This window comes from Streptomyces sannanensis, assembly GCF_039536205.1.
GTDB classification, from domain to species: Bacteria; Actinomycetota; Actinomycetes; order Streptomycetales; family Streptomycetaceae; genus Streptomyces; species Streptomyces sannanensis.
The window spans coordinates 4,285,616-4,310,158 of sequence record NZ_BAAAYL010000001.1 but is presented as its reverse complement, the minus strand read 5'-3'; the positions used below and the strand labels follow the sequence as shown (position 1 = coordinate 4,310,158).

General features: G+C 70.0%; 29 protein-coding genes and 2 pseudogenes. 9 read left to right on the top strand and 22 right to left on the bottom strand.

The genetic code is table 11. The features are described 5' to 3' along the window. Positions 1 to 3 precede the first annotated feature (3 nt). On the top strand, positions 4 to 195 hold the full coding sequence (locus ABD858_RS20515; RefSeq protein WP_345039675.1) for a hypothetical protein: 192 nt from the start codon (positions 4 to 6) through the stop codon (positions 193 to 195). Positions 196 to 322: 127 nt separating this feature from the next. Next, complete coding sequence (locus tag ABD858_RS20510) at positions 323 to 514, top strand: hypothetical protein (RefSeq protein ID WP_345039673.1); 192 nt, start codon at positions 323 to 325, stop codon at positions 512 to 514. Positions 515 to 527: 13 nt separating this feature from the next. On the opposite strand, the gene ABD858_RS20505 is transcribed toward ABD858_RS20510, so the two are convergent. From ABD858_RS20505 to ABD858_RS20495, 3 genes and pseudogenes are all read right to left on the bottom strand, one after another. After that, a complete protein-coding gene (locus tag ABD858_RS20505) occupies positions 528 to 719 on the bottom strand; it encodes a hypothetical protein (protein ID WP_345045107.1) in 192 nt (63 codons plus the stop codon). A gap of 112 nt (positions 720 to 831) precedes the next feature. Continuing rightward, positions 832 to 936 (bottom strand): annotated as a pseudogene (locus tag ABD858_RS20500) (RNA polymerase subunit sigma-24); the annotation flags it as partial. Between the two features lie 64 nt (positions 937 to 1,000). Beyond that, positions 1,001 to 1,597: a hypothetical protein gene (locus ABD858_RS20495; RefSeq protein WP_345039670.1), complete on the bottom strand. Its 597-nt coding sequence runs from the start codon at positions 1,595 to 1,597 to the stop codon at positions 1,001 to 1,003. A 55-nt stretch (positions 1,598 to 1,652) separates the two neighbouring features. On the opposite strand from ABD858_RS20495, the gene ABD858_RS20490 reads away from it, so the two are divergent. Next, the gene (locus ABD858_RS20490) at positions 1,653 to 1,811 is read left to right on the top strand and encodes a hypothetical protein (protein ID WP_345039668.1); all 159 of its coding nucleotides are present in this window, start codon (positions 1,653 to 1,655) and stop codon (positions 1,809 to 1,811) included. A 365-nt stretch (positions 1,812 to 2,176) separates the two neighbouring features. On the opposite strand, the gene ABD858_RS20485 is transcribed toward ABD858_RS20490, so the two are convergent. Next, positions 2,177 to 2,809 (bottom strand): DUF2461 family protein, encoded by a 633-nt coding sequence (locus ABD858_RS20485; protein WP_345039665.1) that lies wholly within the window; start codon positions 2,807 to 2,809, stop codon positions 2,177 to 2,179. Between the two features lie 339 nt (positions 2,810 to 3,148). Here ABD858_RS20485 and ABD858_RS20480 point away from each other — a divergent pair, with 339 nt between their 5' ends. Next, positions 3,149 to 3,958, top strand: coding sequence for an alpha/beta fold hydrolase (locus tag ABD858_RS20480; RefSeq protein ID WP_345039663.1), 810 nt, complete (start codon positions 3,149 to 3,151; stop codon positions 3,956 to 3,958). 106 nt (positions 3,959 to 4,064) lie between these two features. Next, positions 4,065 to 4,871 carry a helix-turn-helix domain-containing protein gene (locus ABD858_RS20475; protein ID WP_345044728.1) on the top strand — a complete coding sequence of 269 codons (807 nt, stop codon included), beginning with the start codon at positions 4,065 to 4,067 and terminating at the stop codon, positions 4,869 to 4,871. A gap of 338 nt (positions 4,872 to 5,209) precedes the next feature. On the opposite strand, the gene ABD858_RS20470 is transcribed toward ABD858_RS20475, so the two are convergent. The 13 genes from ABD858_RS20470 to ABD858_RS20410 form a co-directional block, all read right to left on the bottom strand. Then, the gene (locus ABD858_RS20470) at positions 5,210 to 5,821 is read right to left on the bottom strand and encodes an OmpA family protein (RefSeq protein WP_345039661.1); all 612 of its coding nucleotides are present in this window, start codon (positions 5,819 to 5,821) and stop codon (positions 5,210 to 5,212) included. A gap of 3 nt (positions 5,822 to 5,824) precedes the next feature. Beyond that, a complete protein-coding gene (locus tag ABD858_RS20465) occupies positions 5,825 to 6,409 on the bottom strand; it encodes a hypothetical protein (protein WP_345039658.1) in 585 nt (194 codons plus the stop codon). 37 nt (positions 6,410 to 6,446) lie between these two features. After that, the gene (locus tag ABD858_RS20460; RefSeq protein ID WP_345039656.1) at positions 6,447 to 7,043 is read right to left on the bottom strand and encodes a pilus assembly protein TadG-related protein; all 597 of its coding nucleotides are present in this window, start codon (positions 7,041 to 7,043) and stop codon (positions 6,447 to 6,449) included. After that, positions 7,043 to 7,267 (bottom strand): hypothetical protein, encoded by a 225-nt coding sequence (locus tag ABD858_RS20455; RefSeq protein ID WP_345039654.1) that lies wholly within the window; start codon positions 7,265 to 7,267, stop codon positions 7,043 to 7,045. The genes ABD858_RS20460 and ABD858_RS20455 overlap by 1 nt, the downstream gene beginning before the upstream one ends. Positions 7,268 to 7,384: 117 nt before the next feature. Continuing rightward, entirely contained in the window at positions 7,385 to 8,083 is a 699-nt protein-coding gene (locus ABD858_RS20450; protein WP_345039652.1) for a response regulator, read from the bottom strand. Beyond that, positions 8,062 to 9,960 (bottom strand): histidine kinase, encoded by a 1,899-nt coding sequence (locus tag ABD858_RS20445; protein WP_345039649.1) that lies wholly within the window; start codon positions 9,958 to 9,960, stop codon positions 8,062 to 8,064. Before ABD858_RS20445 ends, ABD858_RS20450 begins: the two co-directional genes overlap by 22 nt. Positions 9,961 to 9,981: 21 nt before the next feature. Beyond that, positions 9,982 to 10,872, bottom strand: a complete 891-nt coding sequence (locus ABD858_RS20440) for a DUF5936 domain-containing protein (RefSeq protein ID WP_425586337.1) — start codon at positions 10,870 to 10,872, stop codon at positions 9,982 to 9,984. Between the two features lie 22 nt (positions 10,873 to 10,894). After that, complete coding sequence (locus ABD858_RS20435) at positions 10,895 to 11,830, bottom strand: type II secretion system F family protein (protein ID WP_345039645.1); 936 nt, start codon at positions 11,828 to 11,830, stop codon at positions 10,895 to 10,897. Between the two features lie 16 nt (positions 11,831 to 11,846). Beyond that, positions 11,847 to 13,181 (bottom strand): TadA family conjugal transfer-associated ATPase, encoded by a 1,335-nt coding sequence (locus ABD858_RS20430; RefSeq protein ID WP_345039642.1) that lies wholly within the window; start codon positions 13,179 to 13,181, stop codon positions 11,847 to 11,849. Positions 13,182 to 13,197: 16 nt separating this feature from the next. Then, positions 13,198 to 13,647, bottom strand: a complete 450-nt coding sequence (locus ABD858_RS20425) for a TadE/TadG family type IV pilus assembly protein (RefSeq protein ID WP_345039640.1) — start codon at positions 13,645 to 13,647, stop codon at positions 13,198 to 13,200. A 317-nt stretch (positions 13,648 to 13,964) separates the two neighbouring features. Further along, positions 13,965 to 15,560, bottom strand: a complete 1,596-nt coding sequence (locus ABD858_RS20420; RefSeq protein ID WP_345039638.1) for a CpaE/TadZ family protein — start codon at positions 15,558 to 15,560, stop codon at positions 13,965 to 13,967. Positions 15,561 to 15,571: 11 nt separating this feature from the next. After that, on the bottom strand, positions 15,572 to 16,282 hold the full coding sequence (gene cpaB, locus ABD858_RS20415; RefSeq protein WP_345039636.1) for a Flp pilus assembly protein CpaB: 711 nt from the start codon (positions 16,280 to 16,282) through the stop codon (positions 15,572 to 15,574). 14 nt (positions 16,283 to 16,296) lie between these two features. Next, positions 16,297 to 17,139, bottom strand: a complete 843-nt coding sequence (locus ABD858_RS20410; protein WP_345039634.1) for a hypothetical protein — start codon at positions 17,137 to 17,139, stop codon at positions 16,297 to 16,299. A gap of 520 nt (positions 17,140 to 17,659) precedes the next feature. Between ABD858_RS20410 and ABD858_RS20405 the strand changes: the two genes are divergently transcribed. Further along, positions 17,660 to 18,994, top strand: coding sequence for a M14 family metallopeptidase (locus ABD858_RS20405; RefSeq protein WP_345039631.1), 1,335 nt, complete (start codon positions 17,660 to 17,662; stop codon positions 18,992 to 18,994). 186 nt (positions 18,995 to 19,180) lie between these two features. Here ABD858_RS20405 and ABD858_RS20400 read toward each other — a convergent pair. Next, positions 19,181 to 19,321 (bottom strand): annotated as a pseudogene (locus ABD858_RS20400) (RidA family protein); the annotation flags it as partial. Positions 19,322 to 19,324: 3 nt separating this feature from the next. Beyond that, complete coding sequence (locus tag ABD858_RS20395; protein WP_345039629.1) at positions 19,325 to 19,762, bottom strand: RidA family protein; 438 nt, start codon at positions 19,760 to 19,762, stop codon at positions 19,325 to 19,327. Positions 19,763 to 19,863: 101 nt separating this feature from the next. Between ABD858_RS20395 and ABD858_RS20390 the strand changes: the two genes are divergently transcribed. Beyond that, entirely contained in the window at positions 19,864 to 21,147 is a 1,284-nt protein-coding gene (locus tag ABD858_RS20390; RefSeq protein ID WP_345039627.1) for an amino acid deaminase, read from the top strand. Between the two features lie 6 nt (positions 21,148 to 21,153). Here ABD858_RS20390 and ABD858_RS20385 read toward each other — a convergent pair whose 3' ends face one another. Then, positions 21,154 to 22,011, bottom strand: a complete 858-nt coding sequence (locus tag ABD858_RS20385; protein ID WP_345039624.1) for a S1 family peptidase — start codon at positions 22,009 to 22,011, stop codon at positions 21,154 to 21,156. A 118-nt stretch (positions 22,012 to 22,129) separates the two neighbouring features. Between ABD858_RS20385 and ABD858_RS20380 the strand changes: the two genes are divergently transcribed. Continuing rightward, positions 22,130 to 22,972 (top strand): arylamine N-acetyltransferase family protein, encoded by an 843-nt coding sequence (locus tag ABD858_RS20380; protein ID WP_345039622.1) that lies wholly within the window; start codon positions 22,130 to 22,132, stop codon positions 22,970 to 22,972. Positions 22,973 to 23,004: 32 nt separating this feature from the next. On the opposite strand, the gene ABD858_RS20375 is transcribed toward ABD858_RS20380, so the two are convergent. Both ABD858_RS20375 and ABD858_RS20370 read right to left on the bottom strand, forming a co-directional pair. Then, on the bottom strand, positions 23,005 to 23,316 hold the full coding sequence (locus tag ABD858_RS20375; RefSeq protein WP_345039619.1) for a helix-turn-helix domain-containing protein: 312 nt from the start codon (positions 23,314 to 23,316) through the stop codon (positions 23,005 to 23,007). Continuing rightward, complete coding sequence (locus ABD858_RS20370; protein ID WP_345039617.1) at positions 23,313 to 23,678, bottom strand: type II toxin-antitoxin system RelE/ParE family toxin; 366 nt, start codon at positions 23,676 to 23,678, stop codon at positions 23,313 to 23,315. The genes ABD858_RS20375 and ABD858_RS20370 overlap by 4 nt, the downstream gene beginning before the upstream one ends. 67 nt (positions 23,679 to 23,745) lie before the next feature. Here ABD858_RS20370 and ABD858_RS20365 point away from each other — a divergent pair, with 67 nt between their 5' ends. Next, a complete protein-coding gene (locus tag ABD858_RS20365; RefSeq protein ID WP_345039615.1) occupies positions 23,746 to 24,486 on the top strand; it encodes a DUF429 domain-containing protein in 741 nt (246 codons plus the stop codon). Positions 24,487 to 24,543 lie beyond the last annotated feature (57 nt).

Genomic DNA, 24,543 nt, shown 5'->3' with positions numbered 1-24,543 from the left:
GACATGGCAGAGGTCCACTGGGAAGAGCCCTTCTGCGGCGAAGGGGCGAACTGCTTCCGGCTGGGAACAGACGACAACGGCAACGCCTACATCGCCGTACTCGGCCAGGAGGACCACTACCTCACCGACACCCGCGAGGCCCTCCAGACCCTGATCCGCGACATCAAGGCCGGCAAGGCGGACCACCTGCTGTAACGAGGTGCTGAGGCGGGCCCGCCCAAGTACGCGTCACACATGGACTGGATGGAATCGCACACCCTGAGCCCGAAGCAGTCTCGCGACTTCATTCATGGCATCGCCCGCGACCTCTGAGGATGGACGAATGACCGACATCAAGTGGGAAGAGCCGTTCTGCGCTGAAGGCAACAACTGCTTCCGGCTGGGGACCGACGACAACGGCAACGCCTACATCGCCGTACTCGGCCAGGAGGACCACTACCTCACCGACACCCGCGAGGCCCTCCAGACCCTGATCCGCGACATCAAGGCCGGCAAGGCGGACCATCTGTTGTAACTCCGCACGGCGATCAGCCGTCGAAGCGTGGCCGGTTCAGGTCCAGCTCGCCAAGAGGACGCAGCACACCGCGGTGTCCGGCGCCGACCCATATGTCGACCTCTTCGTCACCGAGATGGCGGATATAAGCGATCAGGTCGGGCGCGACGTGGAAGCGGGTCGGGGTCCAGAGCCACCATGGGCGCGGCGGGACTTGGTGCAGCATGCCGGTCAGCTCGTCGACGCGGCGTCGCGGTACGGGGTGCGAGTGCGTGGACCTGGCCGGGTGCCGGGCCCCGGGACGCAGCCGCGGCCCGGCGCACACCCTGATGCATGTCCCGGCGAGCCTGCTGCGTTTCGCGCAGGACCGCCCAGGCATCCGCCACGGGGCCCACATGCCCGAGCTTGTCGGGGGTGCTCACCGTGCGGATCGCCGAGACCCTGAGAGGCACGGCGGTCGGCTCGCCCATGCGCATGCCGGGATGTCCCTGATCCCTGATGGTTTCGCTATCCGGCTTCGACCGCACGCCTCCCGGCCCAGAAACGGTAGACGGCCCAGCCGGCACCGAGCACCGAGGCTGTCCAGACGATGACCTCGGCGAGAACAATTGCCGGGGTCAAGGTGAGGTGTGGCCGGGGCGGTAGCACGACCATCTGCACGGCAGCGCCCACCGGCACCGTCAGTGCGGCGAGCATGCCGACCAGCCCAGGCCGCCTGATGGTTGCACCCACCGCACCCAGGACCAACCCGAACAGCAGACCCGCCGTGCACCACATGACCGTCTCCGTCGCGTACGAGGCCAGCGGTTCCTCGCGGGTGAAGGCGTCCGTTACGTAGTACGCCCCCGTGGCCGCGATCAGCGCCAGGGCCCCGGCCGACGCGCCTCGGGCCCGTGTCCCGGCCAGCCAGCCCATAGCCACCGCCAGCGCGGCCCATGCCCAGCCGGCGTCCATCAGCAGGCTGAGCACCTTGGCGGCACTGGCCCAGACGGTGCCCGTAAGCGGGGCTCCGAACCCCACGTAGGGTGACGAAAGTGCGTTGACGAGCGAGGTAGCCGCCCCGAATCCCACCCCGGCCGCGAGGCCCCCCACCATGATCTTCATATCAGGTGAGTATGCAGCGTGCTCGCGCGCTCTCGATCGGCAGTAGCGTCTCGACTTGCTGCGCAACGCGAACCTCCACGGCCACAAGTACGCGATCGACTCTGTCGTGGCGGCTACGGCACTGGGATTCTCGGGCCCACGGATTATCGTCACCTCCGATGGCGACGACATCAACAAGCTCTGCGGAGCTCAGGTGCTCGCCGTCGGTGTCTGACAGCGTTCGAGCAGGTGTAGGGTCTCGCGCTTCGTTGCATACGCCGAGGCTGTGACCTGCGACTTCTCGCGGTGTCTCACGCTGCTTCATCTGCGGTTGTCTCAGCTCTCGGTGCATCCCCGCCAGGTTTACTGAGGCCGCTCCGGACGGGTAGACCGCTGACCTGCGGTGTCTCACGGCCCGCTATCACCCGGGACGGCGGTGCGGTCGGTTGTGTGGGGGCGCCGTACGGCGGAAAACGCGGGGGGTCGTTCTGCGCCGGATGTTCGACCGCAACATCGCGCTGCGCGGGGGCATCGCCCCAGTCCGCGCCTACCGACGGCACGGGTTTGGTTCCTCCCGTGCCGCGCGGGGCCCTCGTGATGTCAGGCGGCGCGCTTCACGTGGCGGACCAGCCACATCAGCAGGGCGTCCAGGTCAGCGGCGGCAGAGAGGACTCGGTCGACCGCCTCGGGGGTGTGCAGCCACTCCTCGCAGCCGAGGGGACGGGCGGCGATCAGAGAACGGTGGCGCAGCAGGTTCGTACGGGAGTGGTCTGTCGGATAGCCGCGCGGGGGGCGTTTCATCACGTCCCCGGAGATGTCGTAGCCCCTCTTCCGCACGTCCTCGACGATGGCGGACAGTTCGCGGCCGCTCCCCTCGGAGGCCACGGCTTCGCGGAACATGTCCACCTGGCCGGGATCGGGGTACCACCAGGCGCCCTGGATCCGCAGGCCGTCCAGGGAGAACCGGAGACCGATCTCGATCTTGCGGCCGAGCCGGATCACCGCGCCCTGGTGCTGCCACCACCAGGAGTCGGTGCGGTAGTGCCAGACGGAGAAGTCCTCGTACCGGGGGTCGGTGTCCGCCACCTCGTTGAGCAGGGCGATCATCGGCTGCCGGACCAGGCGTTCACGGTCCGCGCGGTAGCGCTCGCGGGTCGCGTGGGTCGGTTCGCCCTGGAGCTGCCACAACACGTCCATGGCCTGCTCCGGCCAGCCGGTGAACTGTCCGCGCATGCGCGCAGGATAGCTCACCCGTGATCCGCGCGCGCGGAGAGTGAGACGGGCGGGGAGGCGTAGCCCCAGACACGGTGGGAGGTGTTACGGCGGGGCTCGCCGGCCAGTTCGATGTGCCATGCGCGGTGGGTGTCCCGTCGCGGTGTAGGTGGCAGGTAGCGACTCGTTGACCTGCATGAATGCCAGATGGTTGGAGACTGCCGATGGCTGACGTTCTCAAACGGCCCGGCTTTCGCGGAAGTCCCGCTCGCCGTGGAGACAGAGGTGTCCGGCGAGCGTCAGCCTCGCGACGACATTTGTACAAGACTGATAGCGGGCAGCGCAGGCATCGTTCCGTACATGGGACATGACGACGTCACGCACTTGCACGGGATGCATGTGGTCCACTCCGGCCCGCGGCAGGCGCCGCCGCTGGTGCTCATCCACGGATCGGGATTCTCGGGCGGCTCCTGGAGCCCGGTGGTGCCGGCACTCGCCGACCAGTATCACGTCATCCGAGTCGACCTCCCGGGTCACGGCCAGTCCTCGCCCGCGCCGTCGTACGACGTGCCCGAGCAGGCGTGCCGCTTGGCCGCGGTGCTCGATGAGCTCGGCCTTCGTCCGGTTACCGTGGTCGGGCACTCCAGTGGTGGATACATCGCCACCGCGCTTGCCGAACAGCGCCCTGACCTGGTCGGTTCGCTCGCGCTGATCAGCAGCGGCCCGAGTCCCGACGCGCTCCTCCCGCAGTCCGTCCTCCTTCGTATGCTGATTGGCCCGCCGCTGGGCCCGCTCCTCTGGTCGATCCGCTCGGACGCGATGCTCCGCAGGGGGGTGACCGCGGTATGCAACCGCCCGGTGGACGTCCCGGACGACCTGGTCGCCGAGGTCCGGGGCATCGGCTATCGCACGTTCAGGACGGTACTGCGCCGAAACGCCGCGTACATCGCCGAGCGGAGCGTGCCCGACCGCCTCACCGCCCTCGACGTCCCGGTCCTGGTGATCTTCGGCGCTGCCGACCGCCGCTGGGATCCGTCTTCGGCACACCAATACGACACGGTGCCGAACGCGCGCGTCGAGCAACTGCCCGACGTCGGACACCTCCCCATGTTCGAAGCGCCGGAGACGACCAGCAAGTTGCTGCTGGCCTTCGCGGCGGCAGGCCTCTGACACCGATCGCTACCCTGGTGCTGTGTGGGCCACAGAGTCACCACCTGACTGGACGTCGGTGGAGGTCGCGATCCCGCGGCAGTCAGAGCGACTGCCCGGGATCAGCATGGCCGGGTTCGGTCAACGTGTCCCGGCGCTCGTGGACATCGCCATGGTCGCGCACCCATCGGTCACCCTGTTCGTGGACCTGAGCGAAGGAGACGGCCTCGTCTACAACGCGCACGGCCGGCGCGAACGCGGCAGCGTGGTCGTCGGACTGATCCCGGGCAACCTCCGGATCAGCGGCCGGACGGCCGAGGCCGGCCAGTGCCTCCAGATTCGGTTGTCGCCGGTCGTGGCGGCTGCAGTGCTCAGCGCATCGACCGAGCTCGTCGGGACGGTGGTCTCCCTGGAAGATGTCTGGGGTCGCGACGCCGGGCGAGCCGAGGACAGGCTGCGCGCCGCCACGTCGTGGGACGAACGGTTCACAATCGCGGCGGATGTCCTTGGCCGACGGCTGGACGCCCGCCCACCGCTCGATCCGGAGATCGCTGCTGCCTGGTGGCGGATGCTCACCAGCCGGGGACGGGTGCGGGTCGACAGCCTGGCGAACGAGGTGGGATGGAGCCGTAAGCGCCTGTGGTCCCGCTTCCGGTCCCAGATCGGCCTCACTCCCAAGCGCGCCGCCCAACTGGTGCGCTTCGACCACGCCGCCCACCTTCTCGCGACGGGTGACGCCACCGCTCGGGTGGCGGCCGCAAGCGGCTACGTCGACCAGTCCCACCTCCACCGCGAGGTCAAGGCGTTTACCGGGGTAACGCCCACCGCCGTAGCCGCTGCGCCGTGGCTCGCGATCGACGACGTCGCGTGGCCGACTTCGTTCGCCGACCTGCCGCCGTCGCCGTCTGCGTTTCGTCAGGTCCCGGCGAGGTGAGCACAGGTTCCACGAACGGAGCAGGCGGCGGCCCTCAGGACTTGCCCGGATGAGAATCGGACAGCACGAACGAGAACGGGTGGGAAGCCGACAGATCCAATGCGACAGGACAGCCGGACGATGTTCGACAAGACGAACCGCCAGCGGTCAACCGCGACGCAGTGAGAATCTGGCAGCTCGGATGAGACCGAGTGAGAATCCGCCAACTGCACTGCGACAGGACAGTGGGCGAGTTCGTCGAGGAACACGGAGAGTGCAGTCGATATGAAGCGGGCTGTGAGATTGCGCAGCCGAACTTGAGATCCCACAGCAGGGGCCGATGCCCCTGCTCCGCCGGTTCAGCCGCTGCGGGGGAAGGAGACCTCGACTCGGCGGTTCTTCCTGCGGCCTTCCTCGGTGTCGTTGGTGGCGATGGGGTAGTCCTCGCTGTAGCCGCGGATCTCGTAGGTGACGGCGGAGCCGAGGGTCTTGGCGAGCTCGGCCTGCACGGTGTCGGCGCGCTGCTTGGAGAGCGCCTTGCCGTGCTCGTACGAGCCGAGGTTGTCGGTGAAGCCGAACACGCGGACTTTGGTGCCATGTTGGGCGTTGATCTCGTCGGCGATCGCCTTAATGCGGGCAATGGCTTCGGGGTTCAGCTTGGAACTGTCCCTCGGGAAGAGGACCTCGGCCTGGAGCGCGAACTTCACGTCCGTGTTGGTGTCCTCGCGGCGCTCCTCGCCACCGAGGTCTTCGACGACCGACTTGATGTCCACGACCCGGGCGGGGGCGAGCGTCGCCCCGTCGGCGAGCTTCAGGCCGGGCGCGTCCGCGTCGACCTCGGGGGGCGGGGCGGTGGTGGTGGAGCCGGGGGGCGCACTGGGGGGCTCGTCGGCGAGGGCGGGGGTTACGGGGAGCGTGAGGATGGCTGCGGTGAGGGCGGCGGCGGTGGCCATGCGGGGGCGGCGACTCATGGGTCACTCACCCTCGGAGATCTCGATGGTGGCGGGCGGCATGTCGGCGATCTGGAAGTCGACCTTGGTGGTTCCGGCGGGGGGTGCGGGGAACTGGGCGTAGAAGGTCTTCTCCTCGTTGGCCTTGAAGCCGCCGGTGAAGCGGGTGCACAGGCAGCGGCCGTCGGTGTCGCGGAGGATGAGGTACTTCTTCTTGCCGGCCGTGTCGACGAGGGAGGCGCCGGCCATGGAGGCGGAGTTGCTGACGAGCTCCTGTTCGTTGCCCGCCCATAGGGCCTGAATCCAGTATTTCCCGCTCCCGTTCTTCACCTTTCCGTTTACGGTGACAAAGCCGCCTGTGTCCCGGACGGCCGAGTTGATGACGAGAGTGATGTTGTCGCTTCCCTTCACCTCGGCCAGGACAGAGTCTGCTGCTGGGGCTTGATCCTGCGGCTCACTGCCTTGATCCTTCTTTGTGCTGGGGGACGAGGCTGCCCCCGGCTTGGACTTGTTGTCCTCTTCCCCGCCGCAGCCGACCACCGTGAGGGCCAGGCCGGTCGTGATCGCCACAGCGGTCAGTGCCCTGCGGGCCTTCGCAGTGCGCCGCATTCTCATCAACAGTCTTCCTTGTCTCGTCGTTCACGCATTACTCGGCCAAATAGACGGAGAACAGGTCCTTCGCCTCTGGCAGGTCACCATCGATGAACTTCTTCGGATTGATCTGCCAGTGCTCACCCTTGCAGTCGAATTCGATGAGTTCGGGAGAATCGCCCTCCGGTGAGGCGTTGCAGCGAGGTTCGATCACGGCGGTGGCGTGGGCTTTGGCCGGACGGTCCGTGCCGGGGACGATCGACTTGCCCGACGTGTAACGGGTCTCGACGTCTGCCCTGAACGCCGGGTATCCATTCACCTCAGTCGGCGCGAACCCGGTGAGATCAGCGTCGTTCTCACCGGCAAGCTGAGCGGCTGCGGCCCCTCCCGTGCCCTCGGCCCCGTCTCCCAGGAGCCAGTCGGTCCAGGATTCGTCCTTGCCAATGGAGCGTGTGAAGCCGTCGAAGAGTTCGTCCCGCACATCCTGGGCCGCCGCCAGCGCGGCGGCATCGGCCGCCGACTGGGCGCCGTTGCGGGTAGCGGCTGCTTGGGCAACCGCGAAGTACGCGAACGCGAGAAAGAGCAGACCCCCCACCACAGCGACATAGATGGGGATGGTCTGCCCGCGGTCGTTCCCTGATCGGTTGGGCATCAGCCGCCGGTGATCTGGTTCACGGCAGTGCTGATCGCGTTGGAGATGATGCCCTGCAACCCCAGCCCCCGCACCGCCACCACGATCAGCGCGATGATCACCAGCAACCCCGCGTACTCCACAATGCTCGCGCCCCGGTCCGCGTGCTTCTTCTGCATCCGGCTGACAACCGTGTCGCGCCACGTGCCCACAGCGATCTGAACCTTGCTGGCGGTCTTCAACATGGGGGTCCCCTCCCGACGCGTACGGCATCACTGCAGCACTCGCAACGTACGGCGTCACGCCCGCCCCACCCCAGGGTCTCCGGGCCCAATTGCAAGACCAGGCCCACATCCTGAACCTCATGCGCTCAGCCCCCTTCCCGCCGTGCCCAGCCATACCGCGATCGCCTCACTCCGGCTCGCGCTGTGCAGCTTGGCGAAGATGCGGTTGATGTGGTTCTTGACGGTCTTCTCACTGATGAAGCAGGTGGCGGCGATTTGCTGGTTGCTCATTCCCGTCGCGATGAGGTCCATGACCTCCACCTCCCTCGAACTCAGCCCGAAGTCAGCTCTGTTGACCCTGTTCCTACTGGACCTGTGGGGCGCCCGCCACTCTCCCACAGCCGGTTGCTCCCGCGACGAGCGCACATGAGCCAGTAACGCCCCCTGCGCCGAGGACGACAGGTGTGCCCGGCCCGCCCTGACGTCCCGTACCGCCGTCACCAACTGCTCGGCGGTGAACTCGCCATGGACCAGGTAGCCGTCCGCGCCCAGCCGCAGCGCCCGCTCCACCACCTCCACCTCGCGGCTGTACGTCAGCATCATCACCGGCGCCACCCGCACCAGATCCGGCAGCGCGGCCAGACCGTCCACACCCGGCATCCGCACGTCCAGCAGGACCACGTCCGGGCGGTGGCGCCTGGCCGCGGTGATGGCCTGGCGGCCGTCGGCCGCCTCCGCGACGACCTGGATGTCGTCCCGGCCGCCGAGCAGGGCGGCCAGGCCGGCCCGTACGACGGGGTTGTCGTCGGCGACGATCACGCGCAGTTCGTCCGGCACGGATCCGCCTCCTTTCGCAGGGCCTCCAGCGGCAGGTCCACCCGTACCTCGGTGCCGCCCTCGCTGCGTCCCCTGCCGATACGGATGCGGGCGCCGATAGCCGCCACCCGCTCGACCATGCCGACCAGGCCGAAGCGGCCCGCGTCGCGGAGGCCGTCCAGGCAGGTGCCGTCCGGCAGGCCGCGGCCGTTGTCGAGGATGCTGAGACGGAGGCAGCCGGCTTCCACGCCCAGTTCGACAACGACGGACGTGGCCCGGGCGTGGCGGTGGGTGTTCTCCAGGGCCTCGCCCACGATGGCCAGCAGCTGGCGTGCGGCGGGATAGGGGACGGGCGGGACGGGGCCGGTCCGGCGGACAGCGGCTTCGATGTTCGTACCGGTCGCGAACCCGCCGACCAGGCCTGCGAGTTCGTCGTTGAAGGGCGCTTCCTCCACGCCCCGTAGGTCCGACAGGATCTCGCGGGACTCCGCGGCGGCCCGGCGCGCGGACCGGGCCAGTGCCGCGGCCTGCCGCCTCACCGCGACCGGGTCCATGCGGTCGGCGGACTCCGCCAGGGCGTCCGCCGTCAGGGCGAGGCCGTGCAGGGTCTTGGCGACGGAGTCGTGCATCTCCCTTGCCAGCCTCGCCCGTTCGCTCTCCACCGCGTCCGCGACCGCCAGCCGGGCGGTGGCGTCGGACAGCGCGCGGGTCGCGGCGCCGAAGCGGAACATCAGATTGCGCAGGGTGACCCCGACGACCCCGGCGGCCACGCAGAAACCGCTGATCAGAAGGGTGCTCGCGGGGCCTGCCATGCTCTGCGCCCAAGCGCTGTACGTAGCGGCCAGCACCAGGATCTGAATGCCGGTGAAGATTCCGGCGCCCCGCCATCCGTAGAGCAGCCCGGCCAGCAGGGGTGTGCAGGCGCTGGCGTAGCCCAGGGGTGAGTCGGGTGAGGCGGCCAGCAGCAGCACCGAGCCGAAGAGGACGTCCACGGCCATCAGCGAGCGGTACTTGATCAGCAGCGGGCCGACCATCTCCCAGTCACGGAGCAGCGCGTACGAGCCGACGAAGCCGACGACGACGGCCGCTCCGACAAGCCAGGCGCCGAGCTCGCTCTGCGCCCGGTCGAGGGCGAAGGGTGCGCCGATCGCGATCAGGGCAAGGCGGAAGCCGAAGACCTGGCGGCACAGTGCCTGGAGGGCGCTCAGCTGGATGGGGAGGCTGGGCGCCGGGACGTCCTCGGTCGCGGCCCGGACACGGGTCAGCCGGGCCAGGCTCGTCAGCCGCTTCAGGGCCGTCGGTCTGGTCAAGGCCGTGAGCCGCTTCCGGCCCGCCGGTTCGGTCAGGCCCGTCGGTCCGGTCAGGCCCGTCAGCCGCTTCAGGGCCGTCGGTCCGGTCAAGGCCGTGAGCCGCTTCCGGCCCGTCGGTTCGGTCAGGTCCGTCGGTCCGGCCAGGCCCGTCGGTTCGGTCAGGTCCGTCAGTCCGGCCAGGTCCGTCGGTCCGGCCAGGTCCGTCGGTCCGGTCAGGCCCGCCGGTTCGGTCAGGTCCGTCAGTCCGGTCAGGCTCGTCAGCCGCTTCAGGGCCGTCGGTCTGGTCAAGGCCGTGAGCCGCTTCCGGCCCGCCGGTCCGGTCAGGTCCGTCGGCCCGGTCAAGTCCGTCGGTCCGGTCAGGTCCGTCGGTTCGGCCAGGCCCGTCAGTCCGGTCAGGCTCGTCAGCCGCTTCAGGGCCGTCGGTCTGGTCAAGGCCGTGAGCCGCTTCCGGCCCGCCGGTCCGGTCAGGTCCGTCGGCCCGGTCAAGTCCGTCGGTCCGGTCAGGTCCGTCGGTTCGGCCAGGCCCGTCAGCCGCATCAGCCCTGTCAGTCTGCTCAGGCCCGTCAGCCGGGTCCTCGGGGACGCCATGGCCATCACCCACCCCCCGCCTCAGTTCCCGAAGAGCGAGCCGAAGTCGTTCTCCGACCCCAGGAACATGCTCGCCACGATCAGGATCAGCGTGGCCGGGACCATGAAGGTCAGGGTCACGACCGTCGTCTTGGGGATGGCCTTGGCGGCCCTCCGCCTCGAGTTCTGGGCGTCCGTGCGCCGCATGTCGTTGGCGATCTGGATGAGGGTCTCGGCGATCGGGGCGCCGAGCTCCTCACCCTGCTGCAGGGCGGTCACGAACTGCGAGACCTGCTCGCTCTCGTTCCTGCGCCGCAGCTCCTCGAAGGCCTGGCGGCGGCTGACGCCCATGTCCATCTGGCGCAGGGTGATGCGGAGTTCGTCGGCCCAGGGGCCTTCGTACTTCTCCGCGACCCGCTCCAGGGCCTGCCGGAAGGAGAGTCCGGCGCTGACGACAACGGCCAGGACATCCAGGAAGTCGGGCAGGGTCCGTTCGATGACGTCCTTGCGCTGCCGTACGGCCTGCCAGATGGTGGCGTCGGCGGCGAACCAGCCGTAGGCGAGGGCGAAGACACCGAAGACCGAGTAGCCGTTGGTGAGGAGAGCGAGGCCGGCGAAGCCGCCGAAGAGGCCGTACACAGCCCGGCGGGCGGCGTAGCGGTCGATGGTCAGACCGCCCGGGTTGCCGGCCATGTCGATCCTGCGGCGTTTGCGGTCGACGAGTTTCGGGCCCATCAGGCGCAGCACGGCCGGGGCGAACCGCATGCCGGCCCGGTCGACGGCCGACTCGGCGCCTTTCACCCGGCTCGCGCCGACCTCCAGGGCGACGGCGAGGTCACTGGGGATCTTGGCCTCGGCGCGGTACATCCGTACGCCCAGGAAGACGCCTGCGACACCGAGTCCGGCCAGTGCGGCGAGGAGCAGTCCCAGCATGGTGTTCATCCCCCCTCGAGCCTCAGACTTCGATCTTGCCGAGACGGCGCATGGCGATGAACCCGAGGGCGTAGAGGCCGATGGCGACGATCACGGCGATCTGGCCCAGCGGATGTCCGGTCATCCGGGAAAGGGAGCCCGGCGTGAGGGAGTTCATCATCACCATGGAGCCGATGCCGAGCAGTGGGATCGTGTACGCGGTGGCGTTGACCTCGGACAGCATGGTGCGGACCTCCCGGCGGGTCTCCTTGCGCTCCTCCAGCGTCTCGGTGAGGTTGCGCAGCGAGCCGACGACCGTGCCGCCCGCACGGTTGGACAGGACCAGGGTCGTGACGAGGACGACGAGTTCGCGGGACGGCAGCCGTTCGGCGAGCTCGCCGAGGGCGTCGTCGATGGAGCGGCCGAGGGCCAGCTGGTTGGCGACGGTGGCGAGTTCCTCGCCGGCCGGGGCTTCCAGCTCCTCGGCGGCCATGCCGAGTGCGGTGCGCAGGGCGAGTCCGGCCGCGGTGGCGTTGGCGAGGATGCGGGAGAGCTCGGGAAGCTGGTTGATGAACGCCTCGATGCGCTTCTGGCGCTGCCAGTTGAGGAAGGTGTTGCCCGCCCAGAGGGCGACCAGGCCCGCAACCGGGCCGAAGAAGGGGGCCAGGGCGGAGGCGGCGACCATCCACAGGGCGGCCACGCCCGCCAGTACGTAGACGACGAACTCGCCCGCGGTCAGGGCCAGGCCGGTCGCGGCGAGACGCTGCTGGATCCGCTTGCCGAACGCGGTCCGGCGCAGCCGCCGGTCGAAGGCGGCGAAGCGGCGGGCGCGGATGCCCTCGACCGGTCCGGCGCCGGACAGGCGGTCGACGAGGGCGGCGCGCTGGGCGCGCCCGGCGGCGTAGGCGTGGATTCCGGCGGTGGCCAGGACGCCGCAGAGCAGTGTGCTGCCGATGGCCAGCAGTGCGGGGTTGGTCATGGGGTCCTCACCGGGGTCACCTGGCTTCTCGGGTGTTGAGGGGGTCGATGCCGTCCGCGATGCCGAAGGCCGGCGGGATCGGCTCGCCCGCGAGGTAGAGGCGCTCGGCGACCCTGCGGGGCAGGGGGAGGTGCTCGAAGCGGCCGTGGACGACGCGGTCCGCGCCCATGGGGAGGGCGAGGAACCGGGACAGGGTGGAGATCTGGAACTGCTCGCGGCCGTGCGAGACCAGCAGCACCACCTCGGCGATCCTGCGGGAGCCGTCCGGGTGCCGGGTGAGCTGGACGATGACGTCGACGGCGCTGTTGATCTGGTCCCGTAGTGCCTCGAAGGGGATCTCGACCTCGGACATGGAGGCGAGGGTCTGGAGGCGGGTCAGGGCGTCCTCGGCGCTGTTGGCGTGGACGGTGGCGAGGGAGCCGTCGTGGCCGGTGGACATGGCCTGGAGCATGTCGAGCGTCTCGCCGCCGCGGACCTCACCGACGATGATGCGGTCGGGGCGCATACGGAGGGAGTTGCGTACGAGGTCGCGGATGGTGACCCGGCCCTTGCCCTCGACGTTCGAGGGGCGGGTTTCGAGGCGTACGACATGGGCCTGCTGGAGCTGGAGCTCGGCGGCGTCCTCGACGGTGATGATGCGTTCGTGGTCGGGGATCAGGCCGGACAGGGCGTTGAGGAGGGTCGTCTTTCCGGAGCCGGTGCCGCCCGCGACGATGATGTTGAAGCGGGCCCGTACGAAGGCGGAGAGCAGCATCAGCAGCTGCTCGTCGAGCGTGCGGAGCGCGATCAGTTCCTGAAGGCGGTACGCGCGCGGGAAGCGGCGGATGGTGAGCGTGGGGCCGGTGAGCGACAGCGGCGGAATGATGACGTTGACGCGCTCGCCGGAGGGGAGGCGCGCGTCGACCATCGGATTCGACTCGTCGACGCGGCGGTTGACGGTGGAGACGATCCGCTCGATGGTCTGCATCAGCTGCTCGGTGGACGCGAAGCGGAGGGGGAGCTGCTCGACGCGTCCGGCGCGTTCGACGAAGATCGAATCGGGGCCGTTCACCATGATCTCGGTGATGGAGGCGTCCTCGAGGAGCGGTTCGAGTACGCCCAGGCCGAGGGCCTCGTCGACGACCCGGCGGATCAACTGGGAGCGTTCGGCGGTGGAGAGGACCGGGCCCTCGCGGCTGATGATGTGGCCCAGTACGCGTTCCAGGCGGGCCCGGCGCTCGGTGGTCGCGAGCGAGGACATCTCGGCGAGGTCGATCTCTTCGAGCAGCTTGGCCCGGTATGTGGCGACCAGATGGCCGTCCTCGCGGCTGCGGTTCTCCTCGGGCGCGGCGATGCGTGAGCGCAGGCTCATGGGCGTGGCCTCCTCGTCAGTCCTCGTCGCAGGGCATGGTGACGTCGCGGCTGACGGAGCCGACGCTGCGGAACACCGGGATGACCGGGGGGATGGTGACGGTGACGGTGGCGGTCACCGTGCCGCCGCCCCCGCCGCAGCCGGTGGTGGCGATGTCGGCGCGGCGCGCGACCCAGCCGGAGACGGCCGAGCTGCCGGCCGCCGCGCCGGTTCCGGGTTCGAGCGACTCGGCGCGGGCCGCGGCGCGGGCGGCGGTGCCGGCCTGGGAGGCCGCGTAGCCGGCGATGCCGAGCTGGATTCCGGCCATGCCGACGACGAGGAGGATGGGGAGGAGGCCGGTGAACTCGAGGATGGCGCTGCCGCGGTCGCGGCGGTCGCCGCGCCAGGCCAGGTGCTGCCGTGCGTCGGCCGGTTCACCGGAGTGTCCGGCCTCACGCGCCGGACGGGCTGAAGCTGGACGCCCCACGCCGGATCGGCCCGAGCGTCCATCCTCAAACGCCGCACGGGCTGAAGCCTGACCCCCCACAACAGGCCGGCCCGAGCGTCCATCCTCAAACACCGGACGACCTGAAGCCTGACCCCCCACAACGGGCCGGCCCGAGCGTCCGCCCTCAAACACCGCACGGGCTGAAGCCTGACCCCCCACGACAGGCCGGCCCGAGCGTCCGCCCTCAAACACCGGACGAGCTGAAGCCTGACCCCCCACGACAGGCCGGCCCGAGCGTCCGGCCTCACACGCCGGACGGGCTGAAGCCTTACGCCCTCCGGGGGTGCCGCGTCGGATCATTGCGCCTCCTCCGCCGCGGCCGCGTCGCCCGTCACCTGCCAGGGGAAGCTGCCCGCGCCAGGGAAGAGGATCGGCGTCCGGAGGTGGACCTCCGCCTTGCGGAGGTTGCCCGCCGGTGGGCACGACGCCCTCGCGCCGGCCGCCCACGCCGACGGCAGGTTGCGCCGCGCTGCCGCGTCGCACGCGGCCGCGGAGTCCTCGCCGCGGGCCGCCGCCGCTGTCGCCGCGCGGGCCGCCTCGTCCGCCGCGTTGCCCGCCAGGGAGAAGGTGTAGCCGATCAGTACGCACTGCCACAGCAGGGCCAGCGTCGCCAGGATCAGCGGGGCCATGCCCGCGAACTCCACGGTCACCGCGCCCTTGTCGCCTCTCGCCCGGCGGAGGCGGCTGCCGCCCCGGTGGCCGGAGGGCGTTTCCGGGGCCTTGACCAGGCCCAGTTCCCCCGCCAGCGCCCACAGTGCCTGCTTGACGGTGCTGCGGCTGTCGAGGTCCTGGATCCGGCCGGCGTCCACCGCGGGCTGGAGTTCCTTGAAGGCGGCCGGGACCGTGGACCGGGCGGCCTTGGTGCCGGTGATCCTCTCGACGAGGGCCGGCTGGATCTCCGTGCCCTTGGTCAGGCGGTTGACGACGGTGAGCGTTTCCTCGGCCTTGCGGATCTGGAGCCGGTCCCACATGCGGACCATGCGCTTCGCGGCGCGTACCGCGACGACGTCCGGGGTGACGAGCAGCAGCGCCTGGTCGGCCATTTCGACGGCCGCCGCGTTGGCGCTGTTCATCTGGGTGCCGCAGTCGACGACCACGACGTCGTAGCGGGTGCGCAGGACGCTGACGATCTGGCGGGCCACCCGATCGGTGACCTCCTCGCCGCGTTCGCCCTCGGCGGGGGCGAGGAGCAGGGTGGGTCCGGCGGGGTGGGTGTGGAGGGCGTCCTGGAGGACGCGGGGTGTGATGTCGGTGATGCCGGCGAGGTCGACGACGGAACGCCGGAACTGCACGTCCAGGTAGGAGGCGATGTCCCCGGACTGAAGGTCCAGGTCGACGAGGGCGACCTGCCGCCCCGAGGCCTGGGCGGCCAGGGCGAGCTGTACGGCCGTCAGGGTGGTGCCCACGCCGCCCTTGGCGCCGCTGACCGTGACGACCGTGCCGCCGGGGCCGCCGCTGAGGGTGTCGGCGCCGGCGCCGAGGTGGCGGCGGACGCCCGTGGACCAGGAGGCGGCGTTGTGGATCCGGGCGGCGAGCTCCTCGTAGCCGAGGGGGAGGCCGACCAGGCCGCGGGCGCCGGAGTCCATGGCCGCCGTGTAGAGGCCGGGGCTCGCGTCCGAGGTGATCAGGACGACGCCCACGGACGGGAAGCGGAGGGCGACATCCCGGACGATTTCCAGGGCCGGGACCGGGCCGATCCGTTCATGGACCAGGACGACCTCGGGGAGTTCGTCGAGGGATTCGCCGGCCAGCCGGGCGAGGGTGTCGAGCAGGGCGGTCGAGTCCCCGACCGGCGGTGCCGGTTCGGCGTCGGGGAGCTGGCCGATGAGGGTGGTGACCGCGCGGGCGGCGTCGGGGTCGCCGACGGCGGGCAGGATGCGGGTGGTCGTCATGGCGTCCGCCCTCACTTGTCCTTGTCCAGGGTGTAGGTACGTTCGGCTGGGCTGACGGTGTTGCCGCCGCCCCCGCCGACGAGGGCCAGGCGTACGTGCTTGGCGAACGACTCCGCGTACGCCACGCGCTGCGCGTCCACGGTCTTCAGGGCGAAGGTGATCGGCACCGCCTCGTTCCGGTCCCGCCCGGAACGGTCGCCGCGCTCCGGTTCGAGGGCGGTGAGCTTGCCGACGTCGAGGACGCGGGCGCCGGCGACGATCACCTGGGAGCGGTCGGGCACGCCCTTCTTGTCGCCCTCGAAGGTGGCGTAGATGTTGACGCTGGAGCCCGGCTGGATCTTGCCCGCGACGCCTGTCGCCGCATCGATCATGATGGCGATCTCCTGCTCGCCCGCGCCGAGCTCGGGCCGTTCCACGATCATGTCGCTCTGCAGCAGTGAGCCCTTGCGCAGCTGGGTGACGGCGATCTTTCCGCGGATCCGGTCGAGGTTCGTGACCGCGTTTTCGGAGAGCCAGCGCTTCGGCATCGAGATCTCCTCGAACTGCGCGGCGCTGAGCGGTTTGTACGGGGCGACATCACTCTTCAGGCGGTACGCCGTGACCTCGGGACCGACCTTCGCGTTCACGTCGCGGATCACCGAAAGCACGCCGGCGAACGCTCCCAGGGCGCACAGGACCGACAGGAGCAGCAGGATGATGCCGCGGCGCTGACGTGAGTTCATCGGACGGGCCACCTCTATCGTTCGGGCGGGACGAGGGCGAGCGGCGAGGCGCAGAATCCGCAGCGGTCGCCGATGAGTTCCAGGCCGCACCAGCGGCAGGGCTCCCGGCGTACGGAGGAGACGAGCTGGTAGAGGACGGAGATGTCCGGTATGGCGGCGGCGAATTCGACGATTCTGGGGGTGGCCCACCAGTGGGCCGATTCGGCGGGCAGCGCGGTCTCGAGCGGGCCCTGCGTCTGCCAGGCGGGGACGAGGGTTTCGGTGACCCATTCGGACTGGAGCCTGCCCCGGGCGATGAGCATCTGGGTGGCGAACTCGGGCTTGGGGAAGTCCTCCCCGGCGCCGGCGCCACCCAGGCGGACTAACCGTGGGGTCGGGTTGGCCAGTACCGCGAACTGCGAGCCCGGCAGCCAGGACTTGGCGTGCGCCTTGAGGCCGACGGGGATCCGGTCGAGTCCGGCGACCGAGCCCAGCACCGCGCCCGCGTAGATGTAGTGGGACAGCAGCCGGGCGGCGGAGGCGATCACGCCGGGGCTGAAGTCGCAGGCGGACAGCTGCCGCAGCTGCCGGGCGAGTACGGCCACGCCGAGTGGCGGCAGGTCGACGGGGAGCAGCGCGATGCGGTCGCTCTCCAGTACCGAGCGGACGGTGTGCAGGCGCCGTACGAAGGCGGGCGGCAGGGCGGCGGAGTACGGGACGATCACGAAGCCGTGCTGTTCCAGGAGGGTGTGCATCTCGGTGAGCGCACTGTCCAGGGACTGTTCCGCGGGGTCCTGGAGGACGGCGGCGAGCGGGGTGTGGTGGTCGGGCGGCGGCAGCGCGAGGTCGGCGCCGGTGACGGCTATCGCGGTCGGCACGTCCCCTCCCCCCACCGTGTCGGGCGCGGCCTGTTACGGCCGTGTCGTCAGGTGCCCTTCGTGTCGTTCTGCAACTGCACTGTATCCACGAGTTACTTACAAAGAACCCTCAACTCGCAGGAGTTCACCGGAACCTGGCGTACGTTTCCGATCAAATACTGACAGCAGCGGCAAGTTGAACGGCCCCGGCGGACGGCCGCGCCGCCCGGGGCACGAGGAGGACGGCCGTGATTCGCGCCATCCGATTCACGCCTCCCGGGGAAGCCCGGATCCGGGCGACGGGCGTTCGAAGCCGCCACCCTGCCGGACCGGACAGCCGCACAGCAAAGCAGCTTCGCTCGTCCCCGGGTGTGATGCGGGCCCGCCCCGCCGTCGTGGCGCGGGCCGCACGTCGTGACGTCATGACGTACTGGTCGGATGCGGCCGATGCATGACATTGACCTGATCATGACATATGCGCACGATTGGGCGACCCACATGCACGTCGCAGCCACCCCACACTCCACACCCAGGAGTTTTCATGCGACTTCGCATCCGCGGCAGACGATCCGCCGCCCTCGCGGTCACGTTCGCCCTCGCGGTCGCCGCGCCGCTCACCGCCGCGGCCGACGCCTCTCCCCCGGCCCGTCCGTCCACCGCCACCGCCGACGAGGTCATCAGGCAGTACACGCTCCACGGGCCCTCCACACCGGCCGAGCGCAGTGCGATCGCCGCCACCGGGGTCTCCATCGACGAGGTCTCCGACCACGCGGTCGTGATCAGCGCGAACACCCGTGAGGCGCAGCAGCTGCGTGCGCTCGGCTACGAGCTGAGGGAGCTGCCCGCTCCCCCGGCCCGTACGGACGGGCGGGCGATCACGACGATGGACTTCCCGCCGGCCGACTCGGGCTATCACACCTACGCCGAGATGACGGCCGAGATCGACCAGCGGCTGGCGCAGTACCCGAACATCATGCGCAAACAGGTGATCGGCACGTCGTACGAGGGCCGGGCCATCATCGCCATCAAGGTCAGCGACAACGTCGCCACCGACGAGGCCGAGCCCGAGGTGCTGTTCACCCACCACCAGCACGCCCGTGAGCACCTCACCGTCGAGATGGCCCTGTACCTGCTGCGCGAGCTGGGCGCGGGCTACGGCACCGACGCGCGGATCACCAACGCCGTCGACAACCGCGAGATCTGGATCGTGCCCGACATGAACCCGGACGGCGGCGAGTACGACGTCGCCACCGGGGCGTACGGCAACTGGCGCAGGAACCGGCAGCCCAACGGCGAGAACAATGCGGTCGGCACCGACCTCAACCGCAACTGGAACTACAACTTCGGCTGCTGCGGCGGCTCCTCCGGCACCTTCGGCGCGGAGACCTACCGCGGCGCGTCGCCCGAGTCCGCACCCGAGACGAAGGTCGTCGCGGACTTCGTCCGCACCCGGGTGGTCGGCGGCAAGCAGCAGATCAAGGCGGCCATCGACTTCCACACCTACAGCGAGCTGGTGCTCTGGCCGTACGGCTACACGTACGCCGACACCGCCGCCGGGCTGACCCAGGACGACCGGGACGCCTTCGCGACCGTCGGCCGGAAGATGGCGGCCAGTAACGGCTACACCCCCGAGCAGTCGAGCGACCTCTACATCACGGACGGCACGATCGACGACTGGCTGTGGGGTGCGCAGAAGATCTTCGGCTACACCTTCGAGATGTACCCGACCTCGTCCGCGGGCGGCGGTTTCTACCCGCCCGACGAGGTGATCGAGCGCGAGACCGGCCGCAACCGGGACGCGGTGCTCCAGCTGCTGGAGAACGCAGACTGCATGTACCGGTCCATCGGCAAGGAGCAGCAGTACTGCACGGGCTGACACCAGGTGCACAGAGGGGGCGAGCCGCCTGGGCTCGCCCCCTCTGCCGTGGCAGCCCGGGCCGAACGGTCCGATCCACGGGGGCCTGCGGGGGCGCCGCCGGCCGGCCGCCCGTGCCGGCCTGTGGGCACCCCGGTGGTCCGGGGGCGCCGCACCGCGCGGCGGTGGTCATACGTGACGGAACCGTCAGCCGAGGACGGCGAGTGCGTCGATCTCGATAAGGATGCCTTCGGGCAGACCGACGTAGACGGTCGTACGGGCCGCCGGCTCCTCCTTGAGGCCCTGCTTGCCGAAGTACGTGTCGTAGATCTTGTTCATCTCGCGGAACCGTCAGCCGAGGACGGCGAGTGCGTCGATCTCGATAAGGATGCCTTCGGGCAGACCGACGTAGACGGTCGTACGGGCCGCCGGCTCCTCCTTGAGGCCCTGCTTGCCGAAGTACGTGTCGTAGATCTTGTTCATCTCGGCGAAGTGGGCCGTGTCGGTGAGGTGGACGCGCAGCATGACGACGTCGTCCCAGCCGGCGCCGCCCGCTTCGAGGACCGCCTTGACGTTGGCGAAGGTCTGCAGGGTCTGCTCGCGCAGGGACGGCCCGGCCAGGGTGGGGGCCTGACCCTCGGCGGCGGGGAGGAAGCCGACCTGGCCGGCGACCTGGAGGATGCCGCCCTTGCGCACACCGTGCGAGAAGGCCGCGGGCGGGGCGGCAAGGGCCGGTGGGGTGATCGCGTACTTGGTGAGCTTCTCGAGCTTCTCGTGGCTGTCGGGCATGTCCGGGCTCCTTGAGCGCTGTGTCCGCATGCGGCCGGGATGTCGGGGCTGTACATCTGCCGTGCATATACTGCGACGCTCTTACTCGAAGGGAGGCCCCCATGCCCGCCGAACACGCCGCCGGCACCGTAGACCGGCTCGCCGAGGAGCGGATCGACCACCGTTTCAAGGCCCTCCCGCCGGACGCCGAGGGCCTCACCGTCGGCGAACTCGCGGCCGAGCGACGGAACCTCTTCACCGGCGGGTTCCTCACCCCGGTGCTGGCCCTGTCGGCCGAGGCCCTGGAGCACAACCTCGCCCTGATGGAGACGTACTCCGAGCGGCACGGCCTCGCCTTCGCCCCGCACGGCAAGACGTCCATGTCCCCACAGCTCTTCGCACGCCAGCTGGAGCGCGGCGCCTGGGGCATCACGGCGGCCATGCCGCACCAGGTGCGGGTCTACCGTGCCTTCGGCATCGAGCGGATCTTCCTCGCGAACGAGCTCGTCGACGCGGCCGCGCTGCGCTGGCTGGCGGGCGAACTGGAGGCCGACCCCGGCTTCCGGTTCATCTGCTACGTCGACTCCGTGCGGGGCGTGGAGCTGATGGACGCGGCGCTGCGGGGGTCCTCGCGTCCCGTGGACGTGGTGATCGAACTGGGCGCGGGCGAGAAGGGCCGTACCGGCGCCCGTACGGAGGCGGACTGTGCCGCGGTCGCCGACGCGGTGGCGGCCGTGCCCACCCTGCGGCTGGTGGGTGTCGCCGGCTACGAGGCCACGATGCCGGGGGCCGACCGCGAGGGGGTCGCGGAGTGGTTCCGGCGCCTCACCGCGCTGGCGGTGGACCTCGACAAGGCCGGGCGCTTCGCCGGTGCCGAGGAGATCGTCGTCAGCGCGGGCGGCAGCGAGTGGTTCGATGTGGCCTCCGACGCCTTCGCGGAGATCCCGGAGCTGTCCCGGCCGGTGCTGAAGCTCCTGCGCTCCGGGGCGTACGTCTCCCACGACGACGGCCACTACCGCAAGCAGACCCCCTTCAACCGGATCCCGGAGGAGGGTGCCCTGCAGCCCGCCTTCCTGCTGTGGGCCCAGGTCGTCTCGCGGCCGACGGCCGAGCAGGCCTTCGTCAACGCGGGCAAGCGCGACGCCGCGCACGACCTGGGCCTTCCCGAGGCCCGGGTCGTGCGCGACGCCCGCGACGGATCGATCCGCCCGGCGGACGGCATCGAGGTCACCGCCCTGTCCGACCAGCACGCCTGGCTGCGGACCTCCGAGGACGCGCGGCTGGAGGTCGGCGACTGGGTCGGACTGGGCCTGTCGCACCCGTGCACGTCCTTCGACAAGTGGCAGCTGATCCCGCTGGTCGAGGCGGACGGCACGGTCACGGACTACATCCGTACGTTCTTCTGAGCGTCGTTACGGCTTCGGGAGGACGCAGCCGGGGCGGCTCAGGTCGACCTTGTTGCCGGTGCCCATGCATCCGACGAGCCAGTAGGTCTGCTGGGCGTAGTTGATGCCCTGGCGCACGGTCACATTGCCGGCCTCGTCGACCTCGCAGGGGTTGTTGACGGTGCAGCTCTGGCCGCTCTCGTTACCCGTGTTGTTGACGGCGACGACCTTGCCGGTGGCGGTGTCGATCACCGGCGAGCCGGAGGTGCCGCCGATGGTGTTGCAGGAGGAGGTGTAGCGGACCGAGTCCTTCCAGGTCCATCCGCCCTCCTTCATCCGGTACACGAAGCCGTCGATGTTGCAGCTGTAGATGCGCTTCCAGTAGCCGGAGACGACCTTGATGGCGGTGCCCTGCACGGGGTGGTCGGCGCTTATCTCCAGCGCCTTGATGCCGTACTTGCTCTCGATCTGCGCGTAGGTGCTGGTGAGCTGGTAGAGCGAGATGTCGGTGTCGGTCATCGTCGCGTACGAGATCTTGCTCGCGCGCACCGTTCCCGCCCTGCCGCCCGTGGAGTTGAGCAGGGTGAAGGAACGGCTGGACGGCTGGTCGACGATGACCTGGCCCGCGGCCGGGAAACCGGTCTCCAGGCAGTGACCGTTGGACAGCACCAGCGCCGGGTCGTTCGGCTGGGAGCCGGGCATCTTGACGACCGAGCCGGAACAGTTGCTCAGCGCGACCGTGCCGGCGAAGTCGACCGTCACGGCCTGGGCGGTGGCCCGGTCCGGAGCGGCGGCGGGGGCGGTGGCCGGGGCTGCGACCGCGGGTGCCACGCCTGCCCCGGCGAGCACGAGGCCGAGGAGCGCGCCAACGAGCGGTTTCTTCATGTGGGGGTCCCCTCTTGCGACATGAGTGTCCGAAGGGTCTCTTCGGATTGTCATGTGCATTCTTAAGGGCTCGGGACACGGCCGACAAGGTATGTGCCAGGACACATACCGTTGCCTCATGGCTGATACGCATGACACTCGACAACTCGACCTCGACGCCTACTTGGCCCGGACCGAATGGTCCGGCGAACGCCGGGCGGATCTCGCCACGCTGCGGTCCCTGCACCGCGCGCACATGTACGGCATCCCTTTCGAGAACCTGCAGCCGCTACTCGGCTCCGCGCCCTCGCTCGACCTCACCGACCTGCAGCACAAGCTGGTCGGAAGCCCCCGCGGCGGCTACTGCTATGAGCACAACACCCTGTTCGCCGCGGTCCTCTCGGTCTTCGGTTTCGGTGTCACGGGACTGAGCGCCCGGGTCCGAGTGGGAGCGGATCCCGGGCAGCCGCGTCCGCGGACGCACATGCTGCTGCTCGTCGACGTGCCCGGCGAGGACGGGCCGTACATCGCCGATGTGGGCTTCGGCGCCGGCGGCGCGCTCGTCGAGCCGGCGCCGCTGGTCACGGACACGGAGTTCACCGGGGGCAACCGCCGCCACCGGTATATGCACGAGCCGCACAACGGCCCGCTGGAGCTGTGGGTCTTCCAGACGCACGAGGACGGCGTCTGGAAGGACCAGTACGCCTTCACCCTGGAGCCGTGCGAGGCACCGGACTTCGAGGTCTTCAACTGGCACGTCGGAGCCAACCCGCGCTCGCCCTTCACCCGGATGCTGTACGCACAGCGGTCCTCGGAGGACCGTCGTCTGATCCTCCGCAGGCGCATTCTGGTCGAGGCCCACGCCGACGGCACCCGCACCAAGCGCGAACTCTCCGACGGGGCCGAGGTGCTGCGTGTCCTCGCCGAGGACTTCGGCATCGTCCTGCCGGAGGACATCCGGCTGCCGGACAGCGCACTGTGAGAAAGCGGGGGCGGACCGGAACGCCACGCCTGCTATGCGGCGCGCGCCTCGAACCAGAGCGAGCCGAGGTCGTGCCCGGGAGTGAGGCGAACATCCGCGTCCAGCGCGGCAGCGAGGATCCTGAGCAGCGCCACAGTCGGTTCCGTGCCGCCCTCTTCGATGCACTCGATGTCGTCCTGTGTCATACCTGCGCGTTCAGCCAGCTCCGCCGCGCTCAGACCGAGCACGGTACGGCGGTCGTACAGCGCCTTACCGAAGGCCAGGGCCTCACGGATGGCAATCCGTTCGGGATCGTCCGTGTCGATACCCGACGGCGTCCACCGGCTGTGCTGCCCAGCCATCATGCCTGCCTCTCATAGGTCGCGATCACTGGTCCATGATGCTCGCTCTCGCAGAGCTTCTGGGCGCGCACGGCCCGGTCGATCTGGGCCTGATCGTGCTGTTTGGTCTTGCGGAACACGGTGAGCAGCACGATCGTCCGGTTCGGCTTGATCCAGTAAGTGATCCGCGGTGCGATGTCCCGAAAGCGGAGACGCAGTTCCCACACCTGTCCGTCAAGGTGGTCCGCCCACGGTCCACCCAGCTCGGGCCCCAGCTCTGCCGGCAGGCCGGCGACCTCGTCCACACGCTTGTAGTCGTGGCCGCCCAGGCCCTCCAGCCAGGCCCGCACCTCTGGCTCGATCTCGAAGCCGTACAGGTCGCTCATACGCTGTATGAACGCGGAAGGGGTGGCAAAGTCACGCACCCGACAGGGCGGACCGGATGATGGACCCATGCGCACCCTCGGTATCGATCTCGCCGCGAGCCCGAAGACGACCGCGGCCGCCGTCGTCGACTGGGCGGACGACGGGACGGCAAGGGTCACGCCCCCGCGGCTACGGTGCGGTGACGACGAGCTGCTCGCCCTGATCACCGGCTTGGCGGACGACGACCGGGTGGGGGTGGACTGCCCCTTCGGCTGGCCGGTCGCCTTCGTCGAAGCGGTCGCCGCCCACACGGAAGGACGCCCCTGGCCGGGCCGTGGCACGGACAGCGCGACGCACCGCGCCACGATGCGCTTCCGCCGTACCGACCTGGTCGTACGGGAGGCGACCGGCCGTTACCCGCTGACGGTGGCCTTCGACCGGCTGGGCGCGGCGGCGGCTCGCTGGGCGCATCTGGCCGACGGGCTCGCCGCCCTGGGCCGCCCCGTGGAGCGCGCCGGTACGGGACAGGTCACCGAGGTCTACCCCGCGGCGGCGCGCCGCCGGTGGGGGCTGGGGCCGGAGCGGTCGATGACGGAGCTGTGCGCCGCGGCGCCCTGGCTGCGCTGCGGGGCCGCGGAGCGGGCGGCGTACGACACGAGCGAGCACGCCTTCGACGCGCTGATCGCGGCGCTCGTGGCCCGTGCCGTGGCCCTGGGCCTCACGGCCGGCCCCGCGACCGAGGCGGACGCCCGCGCCGCCGCGGTCGAGGGCTGGGTCCACCTGCCGGACGAGGGCAGCCTGGCGGCGCTGCGCCACCCCCTGCCGTAGTGGCGGAACCCGGACGGAAAGGCCGCCCGCCGGACATGGGGAACCAATCCGGACAAT

Coding starts and splice junctions, on each gene's coding strand:
- ABD858_RS20485 (WP_345039665.1), bottom strand. CDS start 2,809: ATGCGCGGACAGTTCACCGGCTGGCCGGAGCAGGCCATGGACGTGTTG.
- ABD858_RS20470 (WP_345039661.1), bottom strand. CDS start 5,821: ATGAGTCGCCGCCCCCGCATGGCCACCGCCGCCGCCCTCACCGCAGCC.
- ABD858_RS20405 (WP_345039631.1), top strand. CDS start 17,660: ATGCGACTTCGCATCCGCGGCAGACGATCCGCCGCCCTCGCGGTCACG.
- ABD858_RS20455 (WP_345039654.1), bottom strand. CDS start 7,267: ATGTTGAAGACCGCCAGCAAGGTTCAGATCGCTGTGGGCACGTGGCGC.
- ABD858_RS20420 (WP_345039638.1), bottom strand. CDS start 15,560: ATGACGACCACCCGCATCCTGCCCGCCGTCGGCGACCCCGACGCCGCC.
- ABD858_RS20390 (WP_345039627.1), top strand. CDS start 19,864: ATGCCCGCCGAACACGCCGCCGGCACCGTAGACCGGCTCGCCGAGGAG.
- ABD858_RS20465 (WP_345039658.1), bottom strand. CDS start 6,409: ATGCGGCGCACTGCGAAGGCCCGCAGGGCACTGACCGCTGTGGCGATC.
- ABD858_RS20430 (WP_345039642.1), bottom strand. CDS start 13,181: ATGAGCCTGCGCTCACGCATCGCCGCGCCCGAGGAGAACCGCAGCCGC.
- cpaB (WP_345039636.1), bottom strand. CDS start 16,282: ATGAACTCACGTCAGCGCCGCGGCATCATCCTGCTGCTCCTGTCGGTC.
- ABD858_RS20435 (WP_345039645.1), bottom strand. CDS start 11,830: ATGACCAACCCCGCACTGCTGGCCATCGGCAGCACACTGCTCTGCGGC.
- ABD858_RS20515 (WP_345039675.1), top strand. CDS start 4: ATGGCAGAGGTCCACTGGGAAGAGCCCTTCTGCGGCGAAGGGGCGAAC.
- ABD858_RS20370 (WP_345039617.1), bottom strand. CDS start 23,678: ATGAGCGACCTGTACGGCTTCGAGATCGAGCCAGAGGTGCGGGCCTGG.
- ABD858_RS20375 (WP_345039619.1), bottom strand. CDS start 23,316: ATGATGGCTGGGCAGCACAGCCGGTGGACGCCGTCGGGTATCGACACG.
- ABD858_RS20445 (WP_345039649.1), bottom strand. CDS start 9,960: ATGGCGTCCCCGAGGACCCGGCTGACGGGCCTGAGCAGACTGACAGGG.
- ABD858_RS20480 (WP_345039663.1), top strand. CDS start 3,149: ATGGGACATGACGACGTCACGCACTTGCACGGGATGCATGTGGTCCAC.
- ABD858_RS20395 (WP_345039629.1), bottom strand. CDS start 19,762: ATGCCCGACAGCCACGAGAAGCTCGAGAAGCTCACCAAGTACGCGATC.
- ABD858_RS20475 (WP_345044728.1), top strand. CDS start 4,065: ATGGCCGGGTTCGGTCAACGTGTCCCGGCGCTCGTGGACATCGCCATG.
- ABD858_RS20460 (WP_345039656.1), bottom strand. CDS start 7,043: ATGCCCAACCGATCAGGGAACGACCGCGGGCAGACCATCCCCATCTAT.
- ABD858_RS20505 (WP_345045107.1), bottom strand. CDS start 719: ATGCTGCACCAAGTCCCGCCGCGCCCATGGTGGCTCTGGACCCCGACC.
- ABD858_RS20510 (WP_345039673.1), top strand. CDS start 323: ATGACCGACATCAAGTGGGAAGAGCCGTTCTGCGCTGAAGGCAACAAC.
- ABD858_RS20380 (WP_345039622.1), top strand. CDS start 22,130: ATGGCTGATACGCATGACACTCGACAACTCGACCTCGACGCCTACTTG.
- ABD858_RS20440 (WP_425586337.1), bottom strand. CDS start 10,872: ATGCTGGGACTGCTCCTCGCCGCACTGGCCGGACTCGGTGTCGCAGGC.
- ABD858_RS20495 (WP_345039670.1), bottom strand. CDS start 1,597: ATGAAGATCATGGTGGGGGGCCTCGCGGCCGGGGTGGGATTCGGGGCG.
- ABD858_RS20365 (WP_345039615.1), top strand. CDS start 23,746: ATGCGCACCCTCGGTATCGATCTCGCCGCGAGCCCGAAGACGACCGCG.
- ABD858_RS20385 (WP_345039624.1), bottom strand. CDS start 22,011: ATGAAGAAACCGCTCGTTGGCGCGCTCCTCGGCCTCGTGCTCGCCGGG.